This is a genomic window from Paenibacillus mucilaginosus 3016, from assembly GCF_000250655.1.
GTDB lineage: Bacteria > Bacillota > Bacilli > Paenibacillales > NBRC-103111 > Paenibacillus_G > Paenibacillus_G mucilaginosus.
This window is the reverse complement of record NC_016935.1, coordinates 4,580,613-4,606,564: the sequence shown is the minus strand read 5'-3', so window position 1 is coordinate 4,606,564 and position 25,952 is coordinate 4,580,613. Positions and strand designations below refer to the sequence as shown.

Annotated in this window: 16 protein-coding genes and 2 pseudogenes; 12 read left to right on the top strand and 6 right to left on the bottom strand. The window is 58.5% G+C overall.

Annotated features, from left to right (window positions below):
- Window positions 1-89 precede the first annotated feature (89 nt).
- The 3 genes from PM3016_RS19430 to PM3016_RS19420 form a co-directional block, all read right to left on the bottom strand.
- Entirely contained in the window at window positions 90-1,457 is a 1,368-nt protein-coding gene (locus PM3016_RS19430; RefSeq protein WP_014370624.1) for an LLM class flavin-dependent oxidoreductase, read from the bottom strand.
- 66 nt (window positions 1,458-1,523) lie between these two features.
- Complete coding sequence (gene nfsA / locus PM3016_RS19425) at window positions 1,524-2,270, bottom strand: oxygen-insensitive NADPH nitroreductase (protein ID WP_013918198.1); 747 nt, start codon at window positions 2,268-2,270, stop codon at window positions 1,524-1,526.
- Between the two features lie 87 nt (window positions 2,271-2,357).
- On the bottom strand, window positions 2,358-3,692 hold the full coding sequence (locus PM3016_RS19420) for an LLM class flavin-dependent oxidoreductase (RefSeq protein ID WP_014370623.1): 1,335 nt from the start codon (window positions 3,690-3,692) through the stop codon (window positions 2,358-2,360).
- Window positions 3,693-4,141: 449 nt separating this feature from the next.
- Here PM3016_RS19420 and PM3016_RS19415 point away from each other — a divergent pair, with 449 nt between their 5' ends.
- Together PM3016_RS19415 and PM3016_RS19410 are read left to right on the top strand one after the other, a co-directional pair.
- The gene (locus tag PM3016_RS19415; RefSeq protein WP_014370622.1) at window positions 4,142-5,509 is read left to right on the top strand and encodes an ABC transporter substrate-binding protein; all 1,368 of its coding nucleotides are present in this window, start codon (window positions 4,142-4,144) and stop codon (window positions 5,507-5,509) included.
- 291 nt (window positions 5,510-5,800) lie between these two features.
- On the top strand, window positions 5,801-6,445 hold the full coding sequence (locus PM3016_RS19410) for a nitroreductase family protein (protein ID WP_014370621.1): 645 nt from the start codon (window positions 5,801-5,803) through the stop codon (window positions 6,443-6,445).
- A 184-nt stretch (window positions 6,446-6,629) separates the two neighbouring features.
- On the opposite strand, the gene PM3016_RS39905 is transcribed toward PM3016_RS19410, so the two are convergent.
- Window positions 6,630-7,112 carry an alpha/beta hydrolase family protein gene (locus PM3016_RS39905; protein WP_238540250.1) on the bottom strand — a complete coding sequence of 161 codons (483 nt, stop codon included), beginning with the start codon at window positions 7,110-7,112 and terminating at the stop codon, window positions 6,630-6,632.
- Window positions 7,113-7,188: 76 nt separating this feature from the next.
- The gene (locus PM3016_RS39900) at window positions 7,189-7,413 is read right to left on the bottom strand and encodes a hypothetical protein (RefSeq protein WP_238540249.1); all 225 of its coding nucleotides are present in this window, start codon (window positions 7,411-7,413) and stop codon (window positions 7,189-7,191) included.
- Window positions 7,414-8,066: 653 nt separating this feature from the next.
- On the opposite strand from PM3016_RS39900, the gene PM3016_RS19400 reads away from it, so the two are divergent.
- From PM3016_RS19400 to PM3016_RS19385, 4 genes are all read left to right on the top strand, one after another.
- Entirely contained in the window at window positions 8,067-9,689 is a 1,623-nt protein-coding gene (locus PM3016_RS19400) for an FAD-dependent oxidoreductase (protein ID WP_041619181.1), read from the top strand.
- The gene (locus PM3016_RS19395) at window positions 9,686-10,036 is read left to right on the top strand and encodes a 4Fe-4S dicluster domain-containing protein (RefSeq protein ID WP_014370619.1); all 351 of its coding nucleotides are present in this window, start codon (window positions 9,686-9,688) and stop codon (window positions 10,034-10,036) included. The genes PM3016_RS19400 and PM3016_RS19395 overlap by 4 nt, the downstream gene beginning before the upstream one ends.
- A 55-nt stretch (window positions 10,037-10,091) precedes the next feature.
- Complete coding sequence (locus PM3016_RS19390) at window positions 10,092-11,414, top strand: ABC transporter substrate-binding protein (RefSeq protein WP_014370618.1); 1,323 nt, start codon at window positions 10,092-10,094, stop codon at window positions 11,412-11,414.
- Window positions 11,415-11,486: 72 nt separating this feature from the next.
- Window positions 11,487-11,945 carry an OsmC family protein gene (locus tag PM3016_RS19385; RefSeq protein WP_014370617.1) on the top strand — a complete coding sequence of 153 codons (459 nt, stop codon included), beginning with the start codon at window positions 11,487-11,489 and terminating at the stop codon, window positions 11,943-11,945.
- Between the two features lie 102 nt (window positions 11,946-12,047).
- Here the strand turns inward: PM3016_RS19385 and PM3016_RS41450 are convergent.
- A protein-coding gene (locus tag PM3016_RS41450; protein WP_420798945.1) for an IS3 family transposase occupies window positions 12,048-13,603 on the bottom strand; the annotation gives its coding sequence in 2 pieces (ribosomal slippage) (window positions 12,048-12,952 and window positions 12,952-13,603; 1,557 coding nt in all).
- Between the two features lie 195 nt (window positions 13,604-13,798).
- Here PM3016_RS41450 and PM3016_RS19370 point away from each other — a divergent pair.
- From PM3016_RS19370 to PM3016_RS41595, 6 genes and pseudogenes are all read left to right on the top strand, one after another.
- Entirely contained in the window at window positions 13,799-14,470 is a 672-nt protein-coding gene (locus tag PM3016_RS19370; protein ID WP_013918187.1) for a potassium channel family protein, read from the top strand.
- Between the two features lie 339 nt (window positions 14,471-14,809).
- On the top strand, window positions 14,810-15,163 hold the full coding sequence (locus tag PM3016_RS19365; protein ID WP_014370616.1) for a hypothetical protein: 354 nt from the start codon (window positions 14,810-14,812) through the stop codon (window positions 15,161-15,163).
- A gap of 317 nt (window positions 15,164-15,480) precedes the next feature.
- On the top strand, window positions 15,481-19,287 hold the full coding sequence (locus PM3016_RS19360) for an S-layer protein (RefSeq protein ID WP_014370615.1): 3,807 nt from the start codon (window positions 15,481-15,483) through the stop codon (window positions 19,285-19,287).
- 242 nt (window positions 19,288-19,529) lie between these two features.
- Window positions 19,530-20,216: a serine O-acetyltransferase gene (gene cysE, locus PM3016_RS19355; protein ID WP_274380027.1), complete on the top strand. Its 687-nt coding sequence runs from the start codon at window positions 19,530-19,532 to the stop codon at window positions 20,214-20,216.
- 47 nt (window positions 20,217-20,263) lie between these two features.
- Window positions 20,264-21,619: pseudogene (locus tag PM3016_RS41600) on the top strand (condensation domain-containing protein); the annotation flags it as partial.
- Window positions 21,602-25,909, top strand: a pseudogene (locus PM3016_RS41595) (class I SAM-dependent methyltransferase); the annotation flags it as partial. The pseudogenes PM3016_RS41600 and PM3016_RS41595, both read left to right, overlap by 18 nt.
- Window positions 25,910-25,952: the final 43 nt, after the last annotated feature.

Here is a 25,952-nt window from a genome sequence, read left to right as displayed (position 1 = left end):
TATGTGGATGCGGCTGAGCCGCTGAATCCCTTGGTGATGATGCTTCAGGCAATATGGGTGTGGACCGTCAAGGAGTAAAGCCTGCGGCCTCAAGTCTGCAGAGGCTGCAGGTTCTCCGCCTGACGGCGAAGCGCCCACGCCGCCTTATGCCCGTTGTCCGGACGGGCCAGCCCGAGGTTCTCCCGGAGCGTCTTTCCCTCATAAGCGGTGCGGAATAAACCGCGGTTCTGCAGCTCGGGAATCACTTTATCCACGAACGTCTCGAAGCCGCTGTAATAGATGTGGGGAAGGATGTTGAATCCGTCCGCGCCTCCGCTGCGAAGCCACCGTTCGATGAAGTCTGCCGTCTGCAGCACGGAACCGGTGAACGACACATGCCCGTGGCCTGCCGCACTGCGGGCAAGGAACTGGCGGAGGGTCATCCCGTCCCGGCGCGCCGCATCGACGACCACCTCCTGGCGGCTCGTAATGCCGGTGGTGATGGAGCCGTAAGGCTTCGCCTTGTCCACCGGAACCGGAGCGTCCAGCGGATACTCCGTCAAGTCTACGGTGAAGTAGCCGGACAGCCGGCGGAGCGCCTGCTTCGGATCAAGCAGGGCATTGAATTCGTCCTCAATGTCCCGGGCCTCCGCTTCGGTGTCCGCTACGATGGGGGAGAGACCGGGCATGATCAGCAGCTGATCGGACGTTCGGCCGTACCGCGCGAGCCTCCTTTTGACGTCGTTATAAAATTCCTGCGCCGCCCCCAGTGTCTGCTGCGCCGTGAAGATGACGTCCGCCGACTCGGCGGCGAGCTCGCGCCCGCCTTCGGAGGAGCCGGCCTGTACGAGGACGGGATAGCCCTGAGGAGGACGGGGGATATTGAGCGGGCCCTTGACCGAATAGTACTCACCCAGGAAGTCGATCTCATGCACTTTGTCCTCATCGACGGCCTTGCCGGCCTCCCGGTCGTAGACCAGCGCATCTTCCTCCCAGCTGTCCCACAGCTGCTTGGTCACCTGCACGAACTCCCGTCCCCGGGCATACCGCTGCCGGACGTCCGGGTGATCCGGGCGGCCGAAGTTCGCCGCGTCCGAAGCCGAATGGCCGGTGACGATGTTCCAGGCAGCCCGGCCCTTGCTGATATGATCGAGGGAGGCGAACTTGCGCGCGACATGGTAGGGATCGTTATATGTGGTGCTCACGGTAGCGATGAGCCCTACATGCTTTGTCAGCCCGGCCAGGGCAGACAGAAGTGTATAAGGCTCCAGCCGGCGGCCGAGGCCTGAATAATTGTCGGCTGTGAAAAGGGCGTCGAACAGCCCGCGTTCGGCGATCCGGGCAATATTGGCGTAATAGCCGAGATCCAGATCCTCCTGCGGGATGGAGGCCGGATGCTTCCAGGCCGCCGCATGATGTCCCGCACCTCTTAAGAACACGTTGAAATGAGCTTGAATGCCCTTGCGTGAATCATTCATATTCAGCAGTCACCTCACCAGTGCTGGCCATTCCTGCGGATCGTTGAACCGGGTTTGCTTCTCTGCCTACTTCAATTCGAAGCCCTGCTCGCTCAGGAAGCCGTGGAGATGTCCGCGCAGGCGGCCCGGCTCCAGCCGTCTCAGCACTTCTCTGGACCAAACGGTCTCCCCGAACTTCGGGCCTCCCTTGCGCTTCGCGTAATATTCTCGTGTCGTCTCGTCATACGCCCGGATCCCCGTCTCCAGCTCCTCCTGCCGGTAGACCTCCGAATGGACGACCGCACCAAGCGGAAGCCTCGGCCGGAGGTCCGGCTCCTGATCGGGCACGCCGACCGACATGCCGAAGACCGGATAGACGAGCGGAGGAAGCTCGAGCAGGTCGCTGACCTCCCTGGGGTTGTTGCGGATACCGCCGATATAGACGATGCCGTAGCCCAAGGCTTCGGAAGCGACCGCCGCGTTCTGGGCGGCCAGTGCGGCATCGATGGAGGCGAGCAGGAACAGCTCCGTGTTCGTCTGCAGCTCCACATCTTCGTGGAATTTCACGGCTGTCCGCAGCTTGTTCAGATCGGCTAACCATACGAGGAACAGCGGGCTTTCCTCTATATAGGCCTGGTTCCCGGCCAGCTCGGCAAGCCTGGCCCTGCGGCCGGGCTCCTGCACTGTGACTACACTGTACGCCTGGAGGTTCGAGGAGGTGGAGGCCGCCTGAGCGGAGAGCAGGATTTGCTCCAGATCAGCGGCAGGGATGGGGGTGGATTGGAATTTTCGGATGGAGCGGTGCGACTGAAGCGCGTTCAGAATGTCGGTCATCATAGCCTCCAAGGTTCTTTTATCTGATCTCTAACATATGAACCAAACATGCATTGTACTCTGTGTAGACATACGTGTTCCCTTCAATCAGGCTCCGGCTTCCAACGCGGGCGCCGGCCTCACCGCAGCCGGACGGGCAAGCCCGAGGTTCTCGCGGAGTGTCGTGCCCTCATAAGCTGTGCGGAACAGACCGCGGTTCTGCAGCTCCGGTACGACCTTGTCAACGAACGCGTCGAGACCGCTCGGGTACAGCTGCGGCATCAGATTGAAGCCGTCCGCGCCGCCGTGCCGGAACCAATCCTCGATGAGATCGGCAAGCTGCAGCGGGGTTCCCGTGAAGGTGATATGCCCGCGGGCTCCGGCCAGGCGCCGGGTCAGCTGCAGAATCGAAAGATTCTCTCTGAGGGCCAGGTCGACGACAAGCTGGTAGCGGCCCTTGCGCCCGTTGATCGCATCTATGCCCGGCAGCAGGTGGTAGGGGATCGGCCCGTCCAGCGGATAGCCGCTGAGATCGATGCCGACGCGCTCCGACAGACGCTTCACCGCCGATTCCGTGTTGATGAGCGCATTCAGCTCTTCCTCGATCTCGCGGGCTTCCGCCTCCGTGTCGGCAATGATGGGGCTCAGACCCGGCAGGATATGCAGCTGGTCCGGTGTACGGCCATACTTGGCCAGTCGGGACTTCACATCCGCGTAGAAGGCCTGCGCCTCTTCGAGAGTCTGCTGGGCGGTGAAGATGACTTCCGCCGTCTTGGCGGCGAGCTCCTTGCCGCTTTCGGAAGAGCCGGCTTGAACGAGTACAGGGTAGCCCTGGGGAGGGCGGGGGATGTTAAGCGGGCCCTTGACGGAATAACGGTTTCCCTTAAAGTGAATCTCGTGCACCTTACCCTGATCGAGCTGGATACCGGCTTCCTTGTCGAAGACCAGCGCGTCATCCTCCCAGCTGTCCCACAGCTGCTTCGTCACCTCGACGAACTCTTCCGCATATTCGTACCTCAGTCCATGCTCCGGGTGAACGTCGAGCCCGAAGTTAAAAGCGGTGGACTCCGTTCCCGTGGTCACGATGTTCCAACCCGCCCGGCCTCCGGAGATATGATCAAGCGAAGCGAATTTGCGCGCTACATGGAAAGGCTCATTATACGTCGTGCCGACGGTGGCGATCAGACCGATATGCTCCGTAACGGCGGCCAGAGCAGACAGCTGGGTGAACGGCTCCAGCTTCCCGGCGCTGCGTCCCGCATAGCCGTCGGCCAGGAAAACCGAATCGAGCAGCCCCCGTTCGGCAGTCTGGGCCAGCTTCTGGTAATGCCGGATATCCAGGCCCCGCTCCGGAGACGTGCCCGGATAGCGCCAGGATGCTTCGTGATGGCCGGTACCGGTCAGGAACGCATTCAAATGCAGCTTGCGGTCGGATGAACTCATGTTCAGCACCTCATTCATTGGGATATGGGTTGACACTGCGCCAGCCGGGTACGGGGGACGCAAAAAAAGGAGACGCAGCAGCAGGGCTGGTCTCCGGATGTCCGGTAGGAAGTATGTAAACAAATCGGATAGAAATAGTATGAAATGGAATATAGCATGGATCTTCAAGGTCTGTCAATAGCATTGACAGAGGCCGCACGATTCGCTACGATATATCAAAGTAATTTGATTGGAATTATAATTGCATACCGGACCACCGGTCGAACCGGAGACGAGCTGGCAACCTGCTGCGTCTCCTTCTTTTTTTATTCTAGGGCAGAAAAGCCGTGATGGGGGAGAACCCGCATGGAGAAAAAGGAGGTGTCCAATACCCGGACTCGAAGCAAGCACGATCGATTTTATTTCATTGAATAAACCAATAAATTCATTCTTAAGGCGGTGCTCAACCCGTGTTCCATTCGAAATCATTGGTTCATTCCCTTCTTCGGACGTGCCTTCCGCTCCTCAGCCTGAGCCTGCTCCTCTCCGCCTGCGCATCGGCAGGCAGCGTTCCGGAGACCCCATCCGGGGCTGCAGCAGCGGGAGAATCAGCCGGCCCCCCGTCCTCCGCCGAGCCGGTCAAGCTGCTGTTCTACGTCAACGGTCCGACACTTACCAACACCGAGTTCCGCACGCTGATCGCCGAACCGGTCAAGAAGAGGTATCCGCATATCACTTTGGAGCGGATCGAACCGCCATCCGGAGTCACGATCGAGGAGGTGTTCACTTCGGGGCCCATCCCGGATCTCTCACTGATCATCAATCCGCACCCGCTGCTTCGTTTGAAGGCGGTCGAGGACCTGCGGCCCTGGATTCAAAAGCACCAGTTTGATGAGAGCCGATTGAAGCCGGTGCTGTACGATCATATCAAAGAATTCGGCAAGAACGGCGAGATTGTCGCCATCCCTTTCAATGCCAATCAGGCCATCCTGTATTACAACAAGGATATATTCGATAAATTCGGGGTGGAGTACCCGCCGGCCGATAAGCAGCTGTCTCTCGAAGAGCTGCTTGAGCTGGGGAAGCAGCTGACCCGTTCGGACAACGGGGTGGATTATATCGGCTATGACCCCGGCGGTCCTCTTGACCTTTCGCGCAACGTGGCACTGCCCGTGATTGATTCGGACAGCGGAGCCCCTCTGCTGAGCCGGAATCCCGAGTGGACCCGCTTGTTCCAGTTTGCGAAGACAGCCTATGAGGTGCCCGGGTATATCGGCCCGAATAACCAGTATGTCTACGGCCGCGATGCCTTCATGAAGGACCGCAAGGTCGCGCTGCGGGTGGCGAATCTGGCCAACATGGTCGGCCCCCTGGAAGAGCTCAGACAGCAGGGTACCGAATTTAACTGGGATCTGGCGCCGATCCCGAACTTCAGCAACAAGCTCGGCAAGGCCCGGGAGGCCCAGGTGCACTCCTTTGTCATCTCGAACAAGAGTGAGCATAAAGAGGAGGCGTTCCTTGCGGTCAAGGAAATCCTGACCGATGAAGTGCAGGGTCTTCTCTCCCGGAATGCCCGCGTGCCGGCAGTCATCAATCCGGAGCTGGAAGAAGAGTTCGGCCGGGATATCCCCGTGCTGAAGGACAAAAACGTCCGGAGCGTATTCATCGGGGAGCAGCAGAAAACGCACCGTATCCATGAATACGAAGACCAGGTGTCGAAGTGGGTGACGGAAGCGACCAAGGACGTTGCTGTGGGCGGGATCGATATCAACACGGCCCTGCGCAAGGCGGATGAGAATATCGCAAGAGACGTGGAGCGGCTGAAGAAGAACGAGTAAAGGGAGGGACCGGTAAAGTGGAGTAAGGGTTTGCAGCATGCAGCAGCTGCAGGCAGCCGGCACAGCGTACCCTTCAGTAGGCTCCCCCATTGACGGAGCTTCTCTTTTATGCTAGATTTATAACTATTCCACCCGTATTAATAGGATAAATGAAACGAAGCTACCAGTAAACTGGAGGCCCCTGACCACTAGGAGGCCTCCTTTTTCATTGGATAACAGTCTGCCCACCCGCCGGTCGGGAGGCGGTCCACTACGAAACAGAACGATACATAGAGAGGAAGATGATCCCCCATGACCACCTTACCCATTGCTGTCTACCACAGCCTTGACGTGCTCTCGCCCGAGGTAGCGCCTCACCGTCAGCCCGAAACCGGCGTATCCCCCTTGTTCCCGAACCGCTGGTCCTCCCGAGCCTTCGATCAGCGCCCTGTGCCGGATGAAGTGCTTCATGCCGTTCTCGAAGCGGCGCGCTGGGCGCCTTCGGCGAGCAATCAGCAGCCCTGGAGGTTCATCGTAGCCCGAACGGAAGAGCAGCGCCAGGCGTTCGCATCGTTCATTAAGCCGGGCAACCGGCAGTGGACCGATCATGCGCCCGTGCTGGTGCTCATCGCCTCCTCCAAGCTGAAAGCAGACGGCGAGCCGAACGGCCAGCACGCGTTCGATACGGGGGCCGCCTGGGGCACCCTGGCTCTGCAGGCCCATCTGCTCGGGCTGAACACCCGGGCTGTCGGCGGCTTCGAGCGCCCGCTCGCCAGGGAGGTGCTGAACGTACCGGAGGAGATCGAGCTCCATGCTGTGATCGCCCTTGGCTACAAAGGCAGCAAGGATGCTCTGCCGGCCGATCTGCAGGAAAGGGATGTGCCGAACGGCCGGCGGCCGCTTGCGGAGAGTCTCATTGAAGGGAAGTTTCCTTCAAAGGAGGGGACGGAAGCCTAAAGTCATTCCTGCTAAGCGTCCCCAGTCCCCAGGAAGACAAACGGCTTCACCTTCCTTCGAGGAGGGTGAAGCCGTCTAGTGTTGAAGGTGGGAGAGAAGAGCCTGCGCGAAGATGTTCCTCTGACACATAAACAAACCAAGAAGGCAGTGCGGATATCCGCAGCTGTCTCCTTGGCATCCGCGTCTAAGCTTCCTTCTTCAGCAGGTGCTGTGTGAGGAAACCGGCCGTCGCTTCGAATGCTTCCTCGAGATAAGGCGTCGTGCCCTGATAGGGATGCACGATCCCGAAGAAATGGTCCGCCCCCGGAATCGATACATACGTCTGCTCCGGCGCCGCTTCCTGCAGCAGTCGGAAGCTCTCCAGCACCCGCTCGGCATCGGCAGCCCCCTGCACCGCCAAGACCGGAATCTTCAGCGAGCCGAGACGCGTCGGAATATGGAAGCGCTCCGCATGCAGTTCGATATCTTCGGCGATCGGGCGTGGCTGGCCGCTGACCTGGGCGGACGGCGTGGCTCCGCCATTCCAGACGACCACGCCCGAGACGTTGTCATGTTCGCCGGCGAAGATCAGGTTAGAACTGCCGGCACGGCTGTGGCCCAGCAGGGCGATCCGCGCGGAGTCCGCCTCCCCGGCCAGCGGCAGGGCTCCGCCCAGGACGGCGTACAACAGCGACTCCAGGTCGCCAAGCTCCCTGGAGACCGTCAGCGATTCCTCGAGAAGACGTTCCCCGGACCGCTGTTCTTCACGGCGATCCGCGAGAAGTCGAAGCGGACCGTGTAGAAGCCGCGCTCCGCAAAGCCGTTCGCCACTGCGGCCAGAAGCCCCATTCCTTGAAGCCCCGGAAGCCGTGGCTCAGGATCAGCACCGGTTTGCGCACGCCGTCCTCCAGGGCATGAATAATCCCGTGGATGGGTATTCCCTCCGGTGAGAATATCGTAAATTCCTGGACGGTCAATACTTGGGTCATGTCGTTCTTCCTCCTCATGGCTAAGTATGTATAGGTTGAAATCAAAGACGCCCGGCATCCGGAGCGTCTCCGTCGGTACGGTCAGTCGGTTGACTCCGCCATCCACGCCTTCATGGGAAGAATGACGGGGATGATCCCCTGGATCGTATCGTTCAGCAGTTGAACAATCGAGTTTGCAGGCAGGATGCGCATGACAGCGGACTCGGCATCCGTGGAAACGCCGCCTTCAGGGTGGCGTGCGGGAAGTCAGGGTCATGATTCGGGCTCCTTTACTACGGAGCAAAATAAAAGAGATATCCTTCCTGCCGCGGGCGGCGAGGGATGGACATCTCTAGTGGACTAGTAGACAGGAACTATGGGGCTGCCCGGCAAACGGTCCAATAACCAAGGATTAAAGTCGGGATTAGACCCTATATTATCCGGTGATATTTTCCATGTCAACCGATTTTTGTGGGGAACGTGCGGAACACGAATACATAGTTGACAGGTGGGAATTGTGTGATATGATGTAGCCAATCAAACAACCTTCCCATCCTTACCGGACCACCGGAGGCTTTCCCGCTTAGGGAATGCCTCCTTTTTTTGTGAAGGCCGTGCGAAGAAGAGAAGGATTCGTCTGTATGCAGACTGTGATGAGGAGTGTGAACAAGCGAATGAGTGGAACACAGGGCATCGAATTCACCGCAGACGTCCTCGTCATTGGCGGCGGGCCTGCAGGCGCCTGGGCGGCATGGAGTGCCGCGCGGGAAGGCGCGAAGGTCGTGCTTGCCGACAAAGGCTACCTCGGTTCAAGCGGGGCGACGGCGCCAGGCGGCACCAATCTGCTGGTGCTGCCTCCGGACAGGGAACTGCGGGACGCTGCGGTCCGCCAGCGGGTGGAGGCGAGCGGCTATCTCGCCGAGGAGCGCTGGATTCACCGGGTGCTCGACCAGGTCTACACCAGCCTGCTCCTGGTGGAATCCTGGGGCTATCCGTTCGTCCGGGACGAGAACGGAACGCCGATGCGCAACCACCTGCAGGGGCCCGAGTACATGAAGCTGATGCGCAGGGCCGCCGCCAAAGCCGGCGTCCGCATCCTGGATCAGTCCCCGGCTCTGGAACTGCTCCGCGATGAGCATGGGGCGGCCGGTGCCCGGGGTGTCTCCCGCCTGGACGGCCGGGAGTGGACGGTGCGGGCCCATGCCGTGGTCATCGCCACCGGCGGCTGCGCGTTCCTGAGCAAGGGTCTCGGTTGCAACGTGCTGACCGGCGAAGGGCTGCTCATGTCCGCCGAGCTCGGCGCCGAGCTCTCCGGCATGGAATTCACCCGGCAGTATGCGCCGAGCGCCGCCTTCGGGACGGTAACGCGCGGCCGCCTGCTGAACTGGGCTACACTGTACGACGAAGAGGGCCAGGAACTGGAAGGACATGGCAATCGGGGAGGGCTGCACCGGCTGCTCCACGAGGGGAAGAAGGTCTTCGCAGTGATGGACAAAGCGGATACGGAGGAGAAGCGGTCCATTCTTCGCCAGTCCCATGCGATCTTCTTCCTGCCTTATGACCGGGCGGGCATCGATCCGTTCACCCAGCCCTTCCCGCTGACGCTGCGGTATGAAGGAACCGTACGCGGAACCGGGGGCCTCCGGCTCACCGAAGACGACTGCTCCACGACCGTGCCCGGATTGTACGCCGCCGGCGACGCGGCGACCCGGGAGCGGGTCACTGGAGCCATCTCCGGGGGAGGCGCCTACAACGCCTCCTGGGCGATCTCCTCGGGCACCTGGGCCGGTGCCGGAGCCGCCCGGTATGCGCTCTCGCAGGGCAGGGATGCGGGGCAGCGCCTCGCCCGGCCCGCCGGCACGGCCGGTACCGCAGCGTACGAGGCCGGGGCTGCCGGCTCCTTCCAGGCGCAGGACGTCATCGAAGGCGTCCAGCGCGAAGTATTCCCGCTCGGGATCAACTACTACCGCAGCGTGCCGGTGCTGAAGCAGTCGTTGCAGCGGCTGGACGCGCTGTGGAGCGGGATGGGCGGCGCCGTGCCGGATACGGTGCAGGCGCGGGTGCGTTCGCGCGAAGCGGCGGCGATGGCTGCGGCCGCACGCTGGATGTATTCGGCGGCACTCGGGAGGCGGGAAACCCGCGGCATGCATACGCTGGCCGAGTACCCGCAGGCGGACCCGCTGCAGCAGCACCGGCTTATCGTCTCGGGGATCGGCGGAATCCGGCTGCGGCCGGAAGCTGTCCCCGGATCGCCGGCCGTCAGGATAGAGACCCTGCAAGAGGAGGTGCGAACATGATCGAAGTGGTGAGCTCGGAACGGTGCGTCGAATGCGGGCTCTGCGTCAAGGTCTGCCCGACCAACGTATTCGATGCCGGCCCGACAGGCCTGCCCGTGATCGCCCGGCAGGAGGACTGCCAGACGTGCTTCATCTGCGAAGCCTACTGCCCGGCCGACGCGCTGTATGTGTCGCCGCTGGCGGACGAGAACGAAGGCGTACGAGAGGAAGATCTGGCCGCCGCGGGCACGCTTGGCAGCTGGCGCCGGACGATCGGCTGGGGACCGGGCCGCACCAAGCTGGCTGCGGTGGACCGCACGCCCTTCATCGACCGCATTCTGCCGCCGCAGAGCCGAAGATCTTCCTGATCTCTTCAGCCTCACTCCTATTCTCACTTTTCAGCCAAAGGAGCGGTGTTATTCCTTGATTCCTTCCTTGATCCGAAGATCCGCGGTACTGCTCTCTGTGCTCGCCCTGCCTCTCTCCGGCTGCGCCGGGTCTGCCGACCGGGAGGCAGAGCAGGCGCAGCCCCAGGCCAAAGCGGAAGCTGCACCGGTGGAGCTGACGTTTTATACCTATGGCAATACGCTGACCAACACGGAATTCGAGCAATTTTTTGCCGCACCCGTCCGGCAGGCGCATCCCCATATCACTCTCAAACGGATCACCCCGCCGCCCGAGACCACGCCCGAAGAGCTGCTGAGCTCGGGAACACTGCCGGACCTGATCTATACCAGCGACGGGTCCTATACGCGGTTTACCACGCTGGGCGCAGTCGAGGATCTAAACGGACTCGTTCAGAAGCACGGATTCGACCTCTCGCGGCTGAAGCCGGTGCTGACCGAATCGATCCGCTCCTACTCCGGCAAGGGGGAACTCGTGGCTCTGCCGTTCTCGCATAATCTGTCCATTCTGTACTATAACAAGGACATCTTCGACAAGTTCGGGGTGCCTTACCCGCCGGCCGAGGGGCTGACGTGGGACCAAGCGTTGGAGCTTGGCAAGCAGCTCACCCGGAGCGAGGATGGGATCAGGTACATAGGAATCGATCCCGGAGGCCCGGCGCAGGTGGCCCGCAGTCTGTCCCTGCCTCTGATCGATCCGCAGTCCGGACGGGCGGCGCTGCAGTCGGCGGGCTGGTCGAAGGTGTTCTCCACGCTGAAGCAGGCCTACGAGATCCCCGGCTTTGTCGGACCGGAGGGGAAATTCAGTTATGACAAAGACACCTTCATGAAGGACCAGACGCTGGCAATGCGCGTATCGTACCTGGCGAATATGATCGGGCCGCTCGAGGAGCTGCGCAAGGAGGGCAGGGAGCTGAACTGGGACCTCGCGCCGCCGCCGTATTATGAGGAACCGAAGGTGAGCGGGAGCATTCATTCCCTGCTGATCTCGAAGCATAGCAGGCATAAGGACGAAGCGTTCGCAGTGATCGCTACGGCGCTCGGCGATGAAGTGCAGAGGAAGGCCGCACGCAACGGCAGGGTTCCTTCGATTCACAAGCCGGAGCTGCAGCAGGAATACGGTGCGGACATCGAGGTGCTCCAAGGGAAGAACCTCGGCAGTGTGTTCAAGGTCGAGCCCCGCCAGGTTACCTCCCCGAGCGAGTACGATGCGGAAGCGGGCAAGTGGCTGACGAAAGCGGCGGAAGATCTTGCCTTGAACGGCACCGATGTGAACACGGTCCTGCGCAAGGCTCAGGAAGGCGCCGGCAAGGAGATCGAAGCGCTTAGGCGGAACAAGTAACGCGGAGCCGAAGTGATGACTTACGTCTGAGTCTATATGATAAGCCGTTCATTACCCTAAGGAGGACAATGTATGCCAAACGTTCAGACCTTTAAGGCTTCAGCCTACCTGCAAGATGGAGTGCAGGTCAGGGCCCGTGCCCGGGATTTTGAGATTCTGATCGATGAACCGGCTTCACTCGGCGGAACGGATACCGGGATGAATCCGGTCGAAGCGCTTCTTGCTTCCCTGGGCGCTTGCCAATCCATTGTGGCCAGGGTGTATGCCCCCAAATTCGGTATTCAACTGGAGCATTTCTCGGTGGAAGTGGAAGGGGAGATCGATCTTGACGGCTTCTTCAACCGGTCCGAGGTTCGCCCCGGGTACTCCGAGATCCGGTACACCTTCCGGATCGGCACGCCTTCCTCCGAAGATCAGGTCAGCGAATTCATACGGTTTCTTGAAAGCAAATGCCCGGTTGGCGATACGCTGGCGAACCCGGTGCGGTTAGTCCTGGCGCAGGTGAATATAGAGAGATCCTCCGTGGTGTAGGATCACCGTCACGGTTACCCGATATCGTTACTTGCAGCAAAATGGAGAGCAGGCCTCGGTGAACAGCCCCCCGTCAAGTAGACAGTACAAAAAATAAAAATCTTAAGCGGCCTTGGTCCTGTATTCCATTGGACTGAGGCCGTTTAGTTTTGCTTGTAATCGTTCGTTATTGTAAAAATCGATGTAAGCCAGAATGTCTCTCTCAAGCTCCTCAAAGGTTTGGTAAGTGTGTAGATAATACTTCTCGCATTTTAAGGTCCCCCAGAAGGATTCCATCGGCCCGTTATCGATACACCGCCCAACCCGGGACATACTTTGAGTCAGTTCGTTATCGTCCAAAAGCTTTTTGAAGTCAAGTGAAGTGTATTGAAATCCTCTGTCACTATGAAGCATTGGTTTGCTTCCTGGAGCTGCTTGCAAGGCTTGCTTCAACGTCTCGAAAACAAGTGGGTTGTTGTTGGAATGCCCCACTACTCTGGAGACGATGGATTTATCATGAAGATCGAGAATCGCGCTTAAATACGCTTTCTGACCGTTGCCGTATTTAAATTCTGTTACATCCGTTACCCATTTCTCATTGGGTTCAGCTGCTTGGAAATTACGATTCAGCACATTCTCGGCCACGTGCTGGGGAGTAGAATGAGGGTATTTCTTTCTCTTCCTGCGGATGACCGACTGGATTCCCTTGACTTTCATCAGCCGGTACACGCGTTTATGGTTAATCGTCTGTCCGGTTTCCTTGCGCATGTGGAGTGTTAATTGGCGGTACCCAAAGGTTTTCTCTACTTTTTCATATATGGACATCATCATCTTTGTCAGCCGCTCATTCTCCTGCTCACGAGAGCTGGGTTTGCGGTTTAACCATTTGTAATAGCTTGAGCGTGCAACTCCTGCGACTTCACACAGAAGTTGAATGCTGATCGACTCCTCTTCCTGAAGCGCTTGGATGGCAAGGTAGACGTTCTCTTGGCGATATTGGCTTAGCTTCGCCTCCTTTGGATTTCCCGTAACTTTTTTAGAAATGCATTCTCCGCCCGAAGCCTCTCCATTTCGTATTCCATCTTCTTCATCTCGAGCTTCTGGCGATCTGCCTCCGTCATCTCTTCCGGCGCCTTCTTTCGCCCCCGGCCATCCTTTAAAGCATCCGCACCGCCGGCTTCGAATTTCTTCACCCATTGATATACTTGCTGGTAGGAGACCTGAAACTGGCCAGCTGTCTTATGATAGTCATGCTGATGTGCCAGGCAATAGTGGACGATATCGATCCTCTCATCCCACGTAGTAGAGCGACCCTTTGTCATAGCTTGTGCTTCCCCTTTGTAGGCTTTTAAGCTGCTATGACCATTATACTTCTTAATCCAGTTAGAAAGCTGCGTTGTACTTGAGATCCTGTATTTGTCGATGATCCGGTATTTTGACAATCCACCCTCTACATAATCTTTCACCGCTTGAAGCTTCAGCTCAGCGCTGTAACTTCGATTGCGAGTACTTCTTTCCAGTCCTTCATACCCATATAGCTTATAACGACGCTGCCATTTCATTAAAGTTGTTTTATTCATACCGTATCTTTTGGTTGCAGCGATAAAACCAATTTTTCCACTTGAAACTTCTTCAAGGATAGCAAGTTTCTCCGTAGCACAGTATTTTTCTTTAGACATGAAAAAGCTCCCCTTACAGTAACAGGTTTTTTATTATTTCACCTGTCTACCGTATGGGGAGCGTATCACGGCGGCCTGCTCTTTTTGTCCTCTTTTCAAACGCATCATATCTAAGCCATGGCCCGGGGAGGGTATATAAAAATGGAAATAGAGGGATGGTATGGAGTGAAAAGAATGGGTAAGGCGGGATGAATCATGAAGATGAGGCAGTTCTCGGTGATCGGGCTCGGGCGGTTCGGATCCAGTTTGGCGATGACGTTGATGAACGAAGGCTGCGAGGTCCTCGGCATAGATAAAAACGAAGAAATCATAAACAATATGGCCGACCGGCTCACCCATGTGGTGGTTGCGGATACAACGGAAGAGGAAGTACTTCGATCCTTGGGGATTCGAAATATGGATTGTGTGATTGTCGCGATTGGAGATGACATTCAGGCAAGCATTATGACTGCCCTGCTGCTGAAAGATCTCGGTGTCCGCATGATCGTAGCGAAGGCTCTTTCGATGCTGCACGGGAAGGTTCTCGAACGCATCGGGGTGGACCGGGTGATTTTTCCGGAGAGGGATATGGGAGTCCGGGTGGCCCATCAATTGATTAATCCGAATCTGCTGGACTACATAGAATTGTCCAATGACTACCGGATTGCGGAATTAACCGTTCCCAGAGAGTTATCCGGCCTCACACTGAAGGAGCTGGACTCCCGGCAGAAGTACGGATTCAGCGTGGTGGCCATCAATAAGAAGAACCGCGTGATTGTCGCGCCAACCGCAGAAGATCTGATCGAGGAAAAGGACCTGATGGTCATCATCGGCAACCAGGTGCAAATCGAAAATTTTGAGCAATGCGTTGAATCCTTCAAGAATTGAAGAATTGAGCGATAAGGAAAACCGCTTGGGATTATTCGCAAAAGGAAGGATGCGGAGGCCTGGCTGAAGAAACAGGAGCCTGTGAGCGATGGAAACGCTGCATACCCCTAAATCGGCTTAAAATCCCCCCGAATTTGAGCCGAATGAAGTTTTACTTTGCCTCCAAAATGGAGTAATATTCAAGCCGAGAGAGGCAGCTGCTGTCGTAGAGCCGGACACGGGTGGGAACACCGACTCCGGAAGCCTCGGGAAGCGTTCCTTTACCTTGGCTTTTTTTACAGCCGGCACCAGGAAGCCTTCTTCCCTTGTTTATATTACCGAATGATAGGAGCACAATGAATGACGGTACATCTGCTGAATATGGCATCTGAAGGGATAACGGGGGTCCATGTCGCTTATGATTCCAGGAAGCATAGGGTCCACCTGTTGAATCTCAATGATGAGGCAGATCGAGATATACGGGACATGATTCAGCTGATTCAACCGCTGATTCTCCAGAAGCTGTTCAAACATACGGAAAACCCCGGTGTAAACATAGAGTGGGTGTTATACAGCCCGAACGGATGTATCTTCCGATACGATGAGGGAGCGTTCGTTCCGCTCCAGCCCCAGCATCCGGATTTGTACGGTGCCTTTGTCAAAAAACTTAACCTGCTGACGCAGTGCAGCAAATTGGCCATCCATAAACGGTAATCCCTCCATAGTTCCTGTACAGCCCGGTGCGCGCACCGGGTTCTTTTTTTGGGAACGAACAAGCAAGAAGCTTCTTTTATGCGGAACGAACAAGCAAGAAGCTTCTCAGCCGGGCGCATGGTAAAAATAACAGGAAAGATAGTCAAAATAATGATATAAAAACCAAAACCGCCTGTGAAATAATGAAACCACTGCGAGGATAGAGGATAATGCAGTCCGAAAGGGGGCGTTCGTGAGGAAAACCGGGAGAGGGAAGCCAAAGTGCAATAAAATGAATGCGCTTTAATCATGCCTTGGATGAGAGGAAGGATGAGACTATGGTACGGAAAAGAAGAACGGTAAAAAAAGCGATCTCTTATCTCAGTGTGACTTCCCTGCTGCTGGGAAGTGTTGTCTTGATGGGGCCCGAGGTATCCCGGGCTGAAGCCATCACCAAAACCATTACCATCGATGGACAAAATGTAGATACATATAACCGGTTTAAGGGCTTTGGAACGGTAACGGCCAATAATACCTCCCGTCTGCTGCTCGATTATAAGGAAGAGAATCCGAAGGCCTATTGGGAAATCATGAACAAGCTGTTCAATAAAAACACCGGGGCGGGATTGACGCACGTCAAAGTAGAGCTCGGCGCCGATGTGAATTCCTCTTCAGGAACAGAGCCTGCCACGATGCGGTATGCGGATGAACCGGCCAACGTGCTCCGGGGAGCGGGGTTCCAGTTCGCCGCCGATGCCAAATCGATCAATCCGGACATTACCACCGAAATCCTGCGTTGGGGCGAACCCCGCTGGTCATGGAACGGTGCAGCCGTCAGCGAGTATGAGAACCGGTACCAATGGTATAAACAAACGATCGACGCCGTCCATGAGGAATATGGGTTTAAGCTGGATTACGTAGGGATCTCCCAGAATGAAAGGGCGATCAATAATAACGGCAAAAATGAAGTGGACTGGCTGAAATACTTCACTTCCCGCATCAAGGAAGAACCGAATTATGAGACGGACTACAAGGAGATCAAGCTGGTTGCCGCAGACGGCTACCGGGACACGGCAACGATCAGCCGAACCCTGCTGGAGCATCCCGACCTGATCGATGAGATTGATGTCATCAGCTCCCACTACGGCCTGACCGGGTCCAGTGAGCTCACCCAGCTGCAGAATCAATTGATTGCCGCGGGCAAGAAGCCAAAGGAAGTGTGGGTGTCCGAGGGCATCGCCCCCATGATTAATGCGCGTTACCGCGAGAAGATGGAACCCCACTACGGTGGGCTTGGAGGAAAAGCAGGCATTCTCGACGTGACCTCGCGGATCATTTCCGTGTATTCCTGGACAGGCGCAGGAAGCCATCCGCTGCGTGCGGTTTCCTTTGACTTCCAGCCTTCCGTGGCCGCTTTTTATGAAGGGTCTTCCTACAACCCGAAGCACCTGATCAGCGCGTATGATCCATGGTCCGGCTTCTATGAGGTGGACGGCGGGCTGCAGGGGGTTCGTCATGTGATGAACTTCGTGGGTCAGGACGATCACACCACACCTGAGAATGAGCGCTGGATGATCTTGAAGGATGCGACCTACAGTGACGGTGCGTTCTTCGACGGCGGTGTCGATGTCGATACGAGCACGCATAATTATATGACCCTCAAGGATCCTGTGACAGGCGATTATACCACCTTATTCGTCAACAACACCAAGCAGGCCCGTAAGTACAGGATGGAAGCCAAGAATCTGAGCGGGAAAGAAAATGCGCCCGTCTATGTGTGGGAGACGCGCGGGGCGGAGGCCGGACAGGCTTACGATGCGAACTGGTTTAAAGCAATCGGCCGCATCACACCAAGCAATGGGACATATGAAATCGAAGTGAAGCCGTACTCCATCGTGACCGTCACCACACTGGATAAGCAGTCCGAGGTGGAAGGCTTCGAGTACTCATCACAGCCTGCCGATCTGTCCCAAGACACCATTCTGCCGCTGCCGTATACCGATGATTTTGAATACGACCGCTATCCTGTCGATGCGAAGGGCCGAGATTATGTCGACCGCCGCGGGGGCACTCCCCGTTATACCACAGACCAGACGGCCGCTTTCGAAGTGGTCCGAAAGGCAACCAAGCCGGTGACAAGCGGCAGTGCGGCAAGGGAAGATCTGGACATCCCGGACGCCAAGGCTCACGGCCAGATGCTGCAGCAGCAAATCACGCCGGACATTATCGGTGCCGAGTGGGCCGTATGGGGCGGGCAGGACGGAGCGGCTTCGGCCGGCAACCCGACCACGACATTGGGCGATCACCGCTGGGTGAACTACAAAGTGTCGTACGACTTTTTATTGGACACTCACACCCCTGAAGTCCCGGGAAGAAGCAACTATGCCCTGATCGGGGTGCGGCAGGTCAAGGCGGGCGGAGCCGATTCCCATGCCCCTTACAATGCCAGGATCTTTGCGGACGGGCGTTATGAGATTCTTAAGCTCGGGAAGGTAGTCAACAGCGGTGCTGTCGAGGCTTTCGATAACAAGGTATGGCACAATGCCGCATTGGAAGCCAAAGAAAATGTATTCACGTTCTATCTGGATGGAGAACCGGTCGCTTCCTATACGGACGCGGAGTCAACGGTCATGGCCGGCCGGGTCGCGATAGGGTCCGGGTATTACGAAACGCTGATCGATAATCTGAGGATCGAACCGATCAAGGGTTACACCTACGAATCGGATAAATATGACAGCGCACAGGGCCGGAAGTTCGATACGGAAGATGAGGCACTGAGCAGCACGGATCCGCTCAATCCTATCGGGTATGTAGGCAAGTGGGATTATACCCAATCCGGCTATGCTCATTTGAACCGCACCCTAATGACGGCCAAAACCGACGTGCCGGTCTGGAACGGGGTGACCGTAGGCTTCAAGGATTCCACCAAGGTGCAGGGGACGCTGAACAAAGTCTTCTACTCCGGTAGCTGGCCGTCCAACAGTGTGAATGCCTGGGGATCTGCAGGGACTTCCTTTGAAATTCAATTCAAAGGCACGGAATTCAGGCTGTTCGGCGTGACCAATCCTTCCAACGGCAAAGCGGACGTGTATCTGGACGGTGTGCTGGCCGGCGAGGCGAACTATGTCAATAACAGCGAGGTTCAGGGAATGGTCTGGTCTGCGGAGAGTCTTGAAGATCGGGTGCACACAGTGAAGGTAGTGGTCAAAGAGAAGTATGCCAGCTTCACCAAGGCGGAAATCGAAACGACGGACCCTGTTACCGCAGTCAAAACCTTAGCGCCGAAGGACATCGTGAAAGTAACCGATGAAGCCCAGATCGGGACCGTGGAAAACACCGTCTATGCCTACCGTAAGAATGGCAGCACCTGGGGCTCCAACGACACGAATGCCTGGGCCCACTTCAACGATGAACCGTACCTGCTGATCAACTTCACCGGTACGGGCTTGGATTATCTGGCCGGAACCGGCGTTCTGTCCCAATACAACTTTGAGCTTGACGGTGCCGACGCGGGCAATTACAGCGTCAATCCCGACGGCGTGATGTATTCTGTAAGAGGCCTGGAGGAGAAGCCGCACACCTTGAAGGTTTCGCTGAAGGACAATGTGAGAAAAGAAGACTACATGGATTACCGCGGAGTCCGGATTTACAGTACGCCTAAAGTGGACAGCGCGAACAGCAGCCGGATGATCTTCCATTTTGACGGGTCCGGCTTCAATCTCTTCGGAGCGACGTCCGATGCACTCATCGATCTGTATGTGGACGGAATCTTAATCGAAGAGAATCTTAGAATTCATCCGAGAGGCGACAGACAAACCTCTTACAGCCTCCGGGGGCTGAAAAATAACGGACACACGGCCAAAGTCGTTGTAAAAGGCGGCACGCTGGTGGTGGACGGGATCGACGTCATTACAGGCAGCAATCAAGTGGAGGTCAACAAGGAGAAGCTGCAGCAGCTGTTTGATGCGAACCTGGACCGGGACCCGCAGCAGTACACCAAGGAAAGCTGGAAGGTGTTCCACTCGGCCCTCCTGGAAGCCAAAGCCGTTCTGTTGAATCCCCAATCCACGCTGGAGAACGTGGCGGCATCGGCTGCATCGATACGGGCAGCGTCAGAAGCCTTGATGGAAGTACCGGGTGAATAAGCGAGAGTTGTTGATATAAAACAGGACCCAACGGAGCCGCCGATGAGCGGCTCCGTTTTTGGCTATGCAGCGAAGGGCGGCCGGACTCCACAGCAGGCCAGGTTTTATTGTTTACATATTATTAATTATGACGTCAATCATCTATACGGAAACAGCCGAAGGGGAGGAGGGCTATCCCATTTGGGATATAGCCCGTGCGCGTCCGGGAAGATTATCCTTAACCTATATACGGTAAGGATCATATAGAACGGGAGAGAACTATGTTTCGAATGGTGAAGCGTGACCTGAATGCCGTACTCCACCGGGACCCGGCCGCGAGGCATGCGATCGAAGTGATCCTGTGCTATCCGGGGTTTCATGCTGTTCTTTTATACAGGGTGTCCCATCAGCTTCATCAGCGCGGCTTCAAGCTGCTGGCCCGGATGCTGGCTTCGTTCAACCGGTTCCTGACTCAAGTGGAGATCCATCCGGCCGCGAAGATCGGGGAAGGCCTGTTTATTGATCACAGGTGCGGCATTGTCATCGGAGAAACCGTGGAGATCGGGACCGATGTCACGATATTCCAGGGGGCGACGTTAGGCGGAACGGGCAAGGATACGGGCAAACGCCACCCTACCATCGGCAATCACGTGCTGATCAGCGCAGGGGCCAAAATTCTCGGGCCGTTCCGCGTCGGGGACTATGCGAAGATCGGGGCCGGTTCGGTCGTCCTGAAGGAAGTGCCTCCGTACAGCACGGTCGTCGGCATCCCCGGCAGGATCGTGGGCAAGAAATGGACCGGGGCGCCATCGGCGGACATGGACCAGATCCGCATGCCGGATCCGGTTCAAGACCAGATGGGACAGCTTCTGGCGCAGATCCGGCAGCTGGAAGCCAGGGTGGCCGAGCTGGAGGCACGCAAGGGACGGGAAATGCAGTATACGGGGTAAGCAGTCCCTGTTCATAACCTTTGAGACCGGGAGTGGGACAAGAGCGCATGGCGAACCAACTGGAGATTCAAAATATTTACGGGCTGACTCCCCTGCAGGAAGGCATGCTGTTTCATACGCAGTGGGGGATCGGCACTGGGGACTATATTCAGCAGATGACGCTGGAGGTGGAAGGGGGACTGAACCGGGACCTGCTGCTGGCGAGCTATCAGCGGATGATCGACAGGCATGATGTCCTGCGGACCGTATTCAGAACCGCGGGCGTGGACAAGCCGCTGCAGATCGTACTCAAGCACCGCAGGGCTGCGATCCGCTGGGAAACGCTGTCTCATCTGAATGAGGCCGGGCGGGAAGCCTTTATTCACGGGTACCGGGAGCGGGAGCGGGCGGAAGGCTTCCAGCCGACGAAGGAAACGCCGTTTCGCATGACCGTATTTGAACATCATCCCTCACGCTGTACGATCATCCTCGCTTTCCACCATGTCCTGCTGGACGGCTGGTCCCTCGCCATTCTTCTTCAAGATTTGTTCCAGGGGTATACCCGGCTTCTCCAAGGAGAGGACTTCCCAGCGGCTTCGCTTCGTTCACCTTCCTATGGCCGGCATCTTCAGCATCTCGCCTCGCTCGACACTGCCGAGTCCGCCGCCTACTGGTCCACGGTTCTCCAAGGCTATGAACCCGCCGACTGCCTGCCGGCAACGGTTCGTTTGAGCCGTCCCCCTGGCATGACGGAGCCGGCGGAAGGCGCACCGGGCCGGCAGTCGTGCGAGCTCGGTGCAGGCCTGACCGCAGATTTGCAGAATCTTGCCCGCACGGAAGGCGTCTCGCTTAGCTCTGTTTTTCATACGCTGTGGGGCATTTTGCTGCTTCGTTACGGCGGAACGGACGATGTGGTCTTCGGTTCGGTCGTGTCAGGGCGGAGCGGAGGTGCGCCGGGCATCGATGAAGCGGTCGGGCTGTTCATCAATACGGTACCCGTCCGGGTCCGCGGGACGGACCGCCCGTTCGCTCAGCTTCTGCGGGAGCGGCACGCCGCATCATTGGAAGCCGTACCGCATGAGGCCTATTCGCTGGCTGAGCTGAAGACGGAGGGAGCCGGCCATCCGGTCGACCATGTCATTGCCTTTGAGAACTATCCGCTGGACCGTGAAGCGCTCTCCGGCGGCGGAGAGGCAGGCTACCGCATTGTCCGTGCCGACTGGTGCGAACAGACGCATTATGACCTGCATGTGAACATTCTGCCGGGTGAGAAGATCACGATCCAAATCTTTTACCGGCGCAGCCGGTTCGAAGAGGCGGTGATCGGACGCCTGCTGCGGCGCCTCTGCCGGCTGGCGAAGTCGGCGGCCGAACAGCCGCATGTCCCGGCTAGTGAGCTCGAGTGGATGGAGGAAGAGGAGAAGGCTGATCTTCTTGGCGGGTGCGGAGTTGAGTTCGATAAGGCCCGCTATCCGGAAGAGGCGACGCTGCATGCGCTCTTCGAATCCCGGGCAGCGGAGGCCCCCGAGAGAACGGCCGTCGTCAGCGGCACGGAACGGATTGCGTACGGCGAGCTGAACCAGCGGGCCAACCGGCTCGCACGCCGCCTGCGCGAGCATGGCGTCGCTGCGGACGAGCCCGTCTGCCTGCTGCTCGGCCGTACGATAGAGACCGTGACGGCCATTCTTGCCGTGCTCAAGGCCGGCGGTGCCTACGTTCCCGTCGATCCCGCGTATCCGGCGGAGCGGATTCGTTACATGCTGCAGGACTGCGGAGCCCGGCTGCTGCTATCGACCGCAGCGGCTTGGAAGGAAGCCTTCGGCCGAGCGACGGACAGCGCGCTCCCGGACACGGTTGAATCGGTGTTCTTCCTGGGGGAAGGAACAGAGAGCGAACAAAACCCAGATTATAGTGCGGGGCTGGATAATTCTCAGCCGATGGAAGGAGAACTGGTCACACAGGCGGGCCGGGCAGTCCAAGGGCTGCAGATCGCTCCTGCCGGCATGCCGGCACAGGATGGGGAGAATCTTCCGCCGTTCAGCACCTCCGGCAGCCTTGCTTATATCATCTATACATCGGGCACGACAGGGACGCCCAAGGGCGTGATGGTCGAGCACCGGCAGGCTGTGAGCCTGCTTGTGAACGACCGGCACCCCTTCGACTTCAACGAGCAAGATGTCTGGACGGTGTTCCATTCCTTCTGCTTCGACTTCTCGGTGTGGGAGATGTTCGGCGCCCTGCTGTACGGTGCATCGATGGTCCTCGTGCCGAAGGAGACCGCGCAGCAGCCGGCGGAGTTCCTGGCCCTGCTCGAGCGGGAGAGGGTCACCGTGCTGAACCAGACGCCGGCGGCCTTCTATGCCTTGGCTCAGGAAGCCTGTGAGGAGGAGAGGCGGCGGGACCTGTCCCTCCGCTATGTCATTTTTGGCGGCGAAGCCCTGCAGCCCGTGCAGCTCAAGAGCTGGAAGCGGCGGCACCCGCAGGTGCGGCTGATCAACATGTACGGGATCACGGAAACTACCGTCCATGTCACGTACAAGGAGATCACGGAGAAGGAAATGGACCGGAGCCTGAGCGTGATCGGCCGTCCGATCCCCACCTTGTACTGCTATGTGCTCGACAGCCGGGGCCGGCTGGTGCCTGAAGGCGCCGTCGGCGAGCTGTATGTCGGCGGAGACGGAGTAGCCAGAGGGTACCTCGGCAGAGAGGCGCTGACCGCCGAACGGTTCGTAGCGGACCCTTACCGTTCCGGAGCGCGGCTCTACCGGTCCGGCGATCTGGTCCGGCGGCTGCCGGGCGGGGAGCTCGAGTATATCGGCCGCAGCGACGGCCAGGTGAAGATCCGCGGGCACCGCATCGAGTTCGGGGAGCTCGAACACCGGCTGCTCCTTCACCCGCAGGTGAAGGAAGCGGCGGCGGCTGTAGTGCGGCGCTCGGATGGCCCTGAGCTTCTGGCCTACGTTGTCCTGCAGGCGGGAGGGGAGGCCTCCGGGCTGCGCGCTTCCCTGGCGGAGGCGCTTCCCGATTACATGCTGCCTTCCCGGATCATTGCCGTGGAACGGATTCCCCGGACGGCTAACGGCAAGACCGACAGGTCGGCGCTGCCGGTGCCTGCACCCGGTGCAGCAGCGGACTGTGAGGCGTATGCGGCCCCCCGGTCCGCCGCCGAAGAAGCGCTCTGCCGGCTGTGGGCGGAAGTGCTCGAGGTCGAACGGGTCGGCATTCATGACAGCTTCTTCGAGCTGGGCGGGCATTCGCTGAAGGCCGCCAGGCTGCTCTCCCGAGTCCAGAAGCAGTTCGGGATCAAGCTGACGCTGCAGCAGCTGTTCACCTCCCCCACGGTAGCCGGCATGACCGCTCTGGGCGGGGAGGGGGAACGCATGGAGCTTCCACCCATACCGCAGGCCGGGGAGGAAGGGGATTATCCCGTCTCCTCCGCCCAGACGCGCATGCTGCTGATAGACCGCATGGAAGACGCTGGCACCGCCTACAACATCCCGGTAGCCATCCGGCTGACGGGTTCCCTTGACCTGCAGCGGGTCCGTCACGCGTTCGAGCGGCTGATCGAACGGCATGAGATTCTCCGGACAACCTTCCATACGGTAAACGAGCAAATGGTGCAGCGGATTCATCCGCCATATGTCCTGGAGATCGGGGTGTCCGAGGGCATGGAGACGGAGCTCGGGAAGAGGATCGGCGAGCGGGTCCGCCCGTTTGATCTGACGAGCCTCCCGCTGATGCGGGCCGAACTTATCCGGCTGGGTGAAGAGAAGCACGTGCTCTTCCTGGATATCCACCACATTGTCATCGACGGTACGTCGCTTGGCATCCTTATCCGGGAATTCAGCGAGATCTATGCCGGCCGGGAGCTGCCGGCCGGGCGGATCCAGTACAAGGACTTCGCTGTCTGGCAGAAGCGGATGCAGGACGGCGGGGAGCTGCAGCGCCAGGAGGCCTACTGGAGAGAGACGCTGGGCGGCGAACTGCCGCTCCTGGAGCTGCCGGCCGACTTCCCGAGACCCGGAGTGCAGCGCTTCGAGGGAGAGCAGCTGCGCTTTGAACTCGAAGCCGGAGTCACCCGGAATCTGCGGCGGCTGGCACAGGAAGCGGGAACCACGCTGTATACGGTGCTGCTCTCGCTGTATTCGGCCCTGCTGGGGCGGGTTTGCGGCCAGGAGGACCTCATCCTCGGCACCGGCTCGGCATCGCGTCCCCATCCGGATACGCACGGCATCCTTGGCATGTTCGTTAATATGCTCGCGCTGCGTACCCGGCCGCAGGCGTCCAAGTCGTTCCGCCAGCTGATCGGCGAGGTGAGAGATACGGCTCTGCAGGCCTTCCAGCATGGCGATTACCCCTTCGATGCGCTGGTGGACAGCCTGGGCATCGCCCGGGATGCCAGCCGGCATCCGCTGTTCGACGCGGCCTTTGTACTGCAGAATATGGACATGCCGCCTCTGGCCCTTCCCGGCATCGGGGCGGAGCCTTACGATTTCGGCTATACCACGTCCAAGTTCGATCTGACGCTGTACGCTTGGGAGCTCGGGCCGGATCAGGGGCTGCGCCTGCTCTCCGAATACAGCAGGGCGCTGTTCCGGCGGGAGAGCATCGAGCTGCTGAACCGGCGGTTCACGCATCTCGCCCGGGTCCTCTCGGAAGCACCGGATAGGCTGCTGGCCGAAATTGATTTGACACTGCCCGGAGAGAGGGAGGCGCTGAGATCGTATAACGACACGTTCCATGCCTACCCGAGGGACGCCTCGATTGCGGGGCTGTTCGAAGAGACGGTTCGTGCGTACCCGGACAGAGAAGCGGTTGTCTATGGGGAACGCCGCTTGACCTATCTTGAGTTGGATGCGGAGGCCAACCGGATCGCACAGTATCTCGTTCACGGCTTCGGCATCCGCCGGGAAGAACCGGTCGGCGTGATGATCGAGCAGCTCGACGGCCGCATTCCCGCCATCCTGGGCATTCTGAAGGCCGGCGGGGCCTATGTGCCCCTGGATGCCGACTGGCCGCAGGCGCGCCTCCGGCAGATCATCAGCGATGCGGGCGTCCGGAACATCCTGACCAGCCGGGCCTACGTCAAACTCATGAATAATCTGCAGTGGGAGTGCCCGCAGCTGCACGTCTTCGTGGGATTGGACACCGATGCGGTGAGGGAAGAGGCGGAACGCGAGCGCAATGAACTCATGGATGCCTCGCTGTGGGAATACGTCGGTGCCAAGGCGGAGGACGACATTGAAGGCGGCGGCTGGGTGAACAGCTATACGGGCGGGCATCTCAGCCGCAAGGAGATGGACGAGTACGGCGACAACGTCCTGCTCAAGCTGAAGCCCTATGTCACCGCAGACACCCGGATTCTCGAGATCGGCTGCGCATCGGGCATCACGATGTTCCGCCTTGCTCCGCTCGCCGGCTTGTATTACGGGACGGACCTCTCCCGTGTCATCATCGAGAAGGACCGCGCGACGGCCAGGGACCTGGGACTGGATAACATCCGCCTGCAGGCGCTGCCCGCCCATGAGATCGGGGCGATTGAGGAGAGCGATTTTGACATCGTCATCATCAACTCGGTCATCCAGGCCTTCCACGGACACAACTATCTCCGCAGCGTGATCCGCGAAGCCGTCAACCACATGCCGAGAGGAGGACTTCTGTTCCTCGGCGATCTGATGGACCACGATCTGAAGGATGAGCTGCACCGTTCGCTGGCCGAGTACAAGGCGCTTCACCCGGAGGCCGGGACCAAGCTTG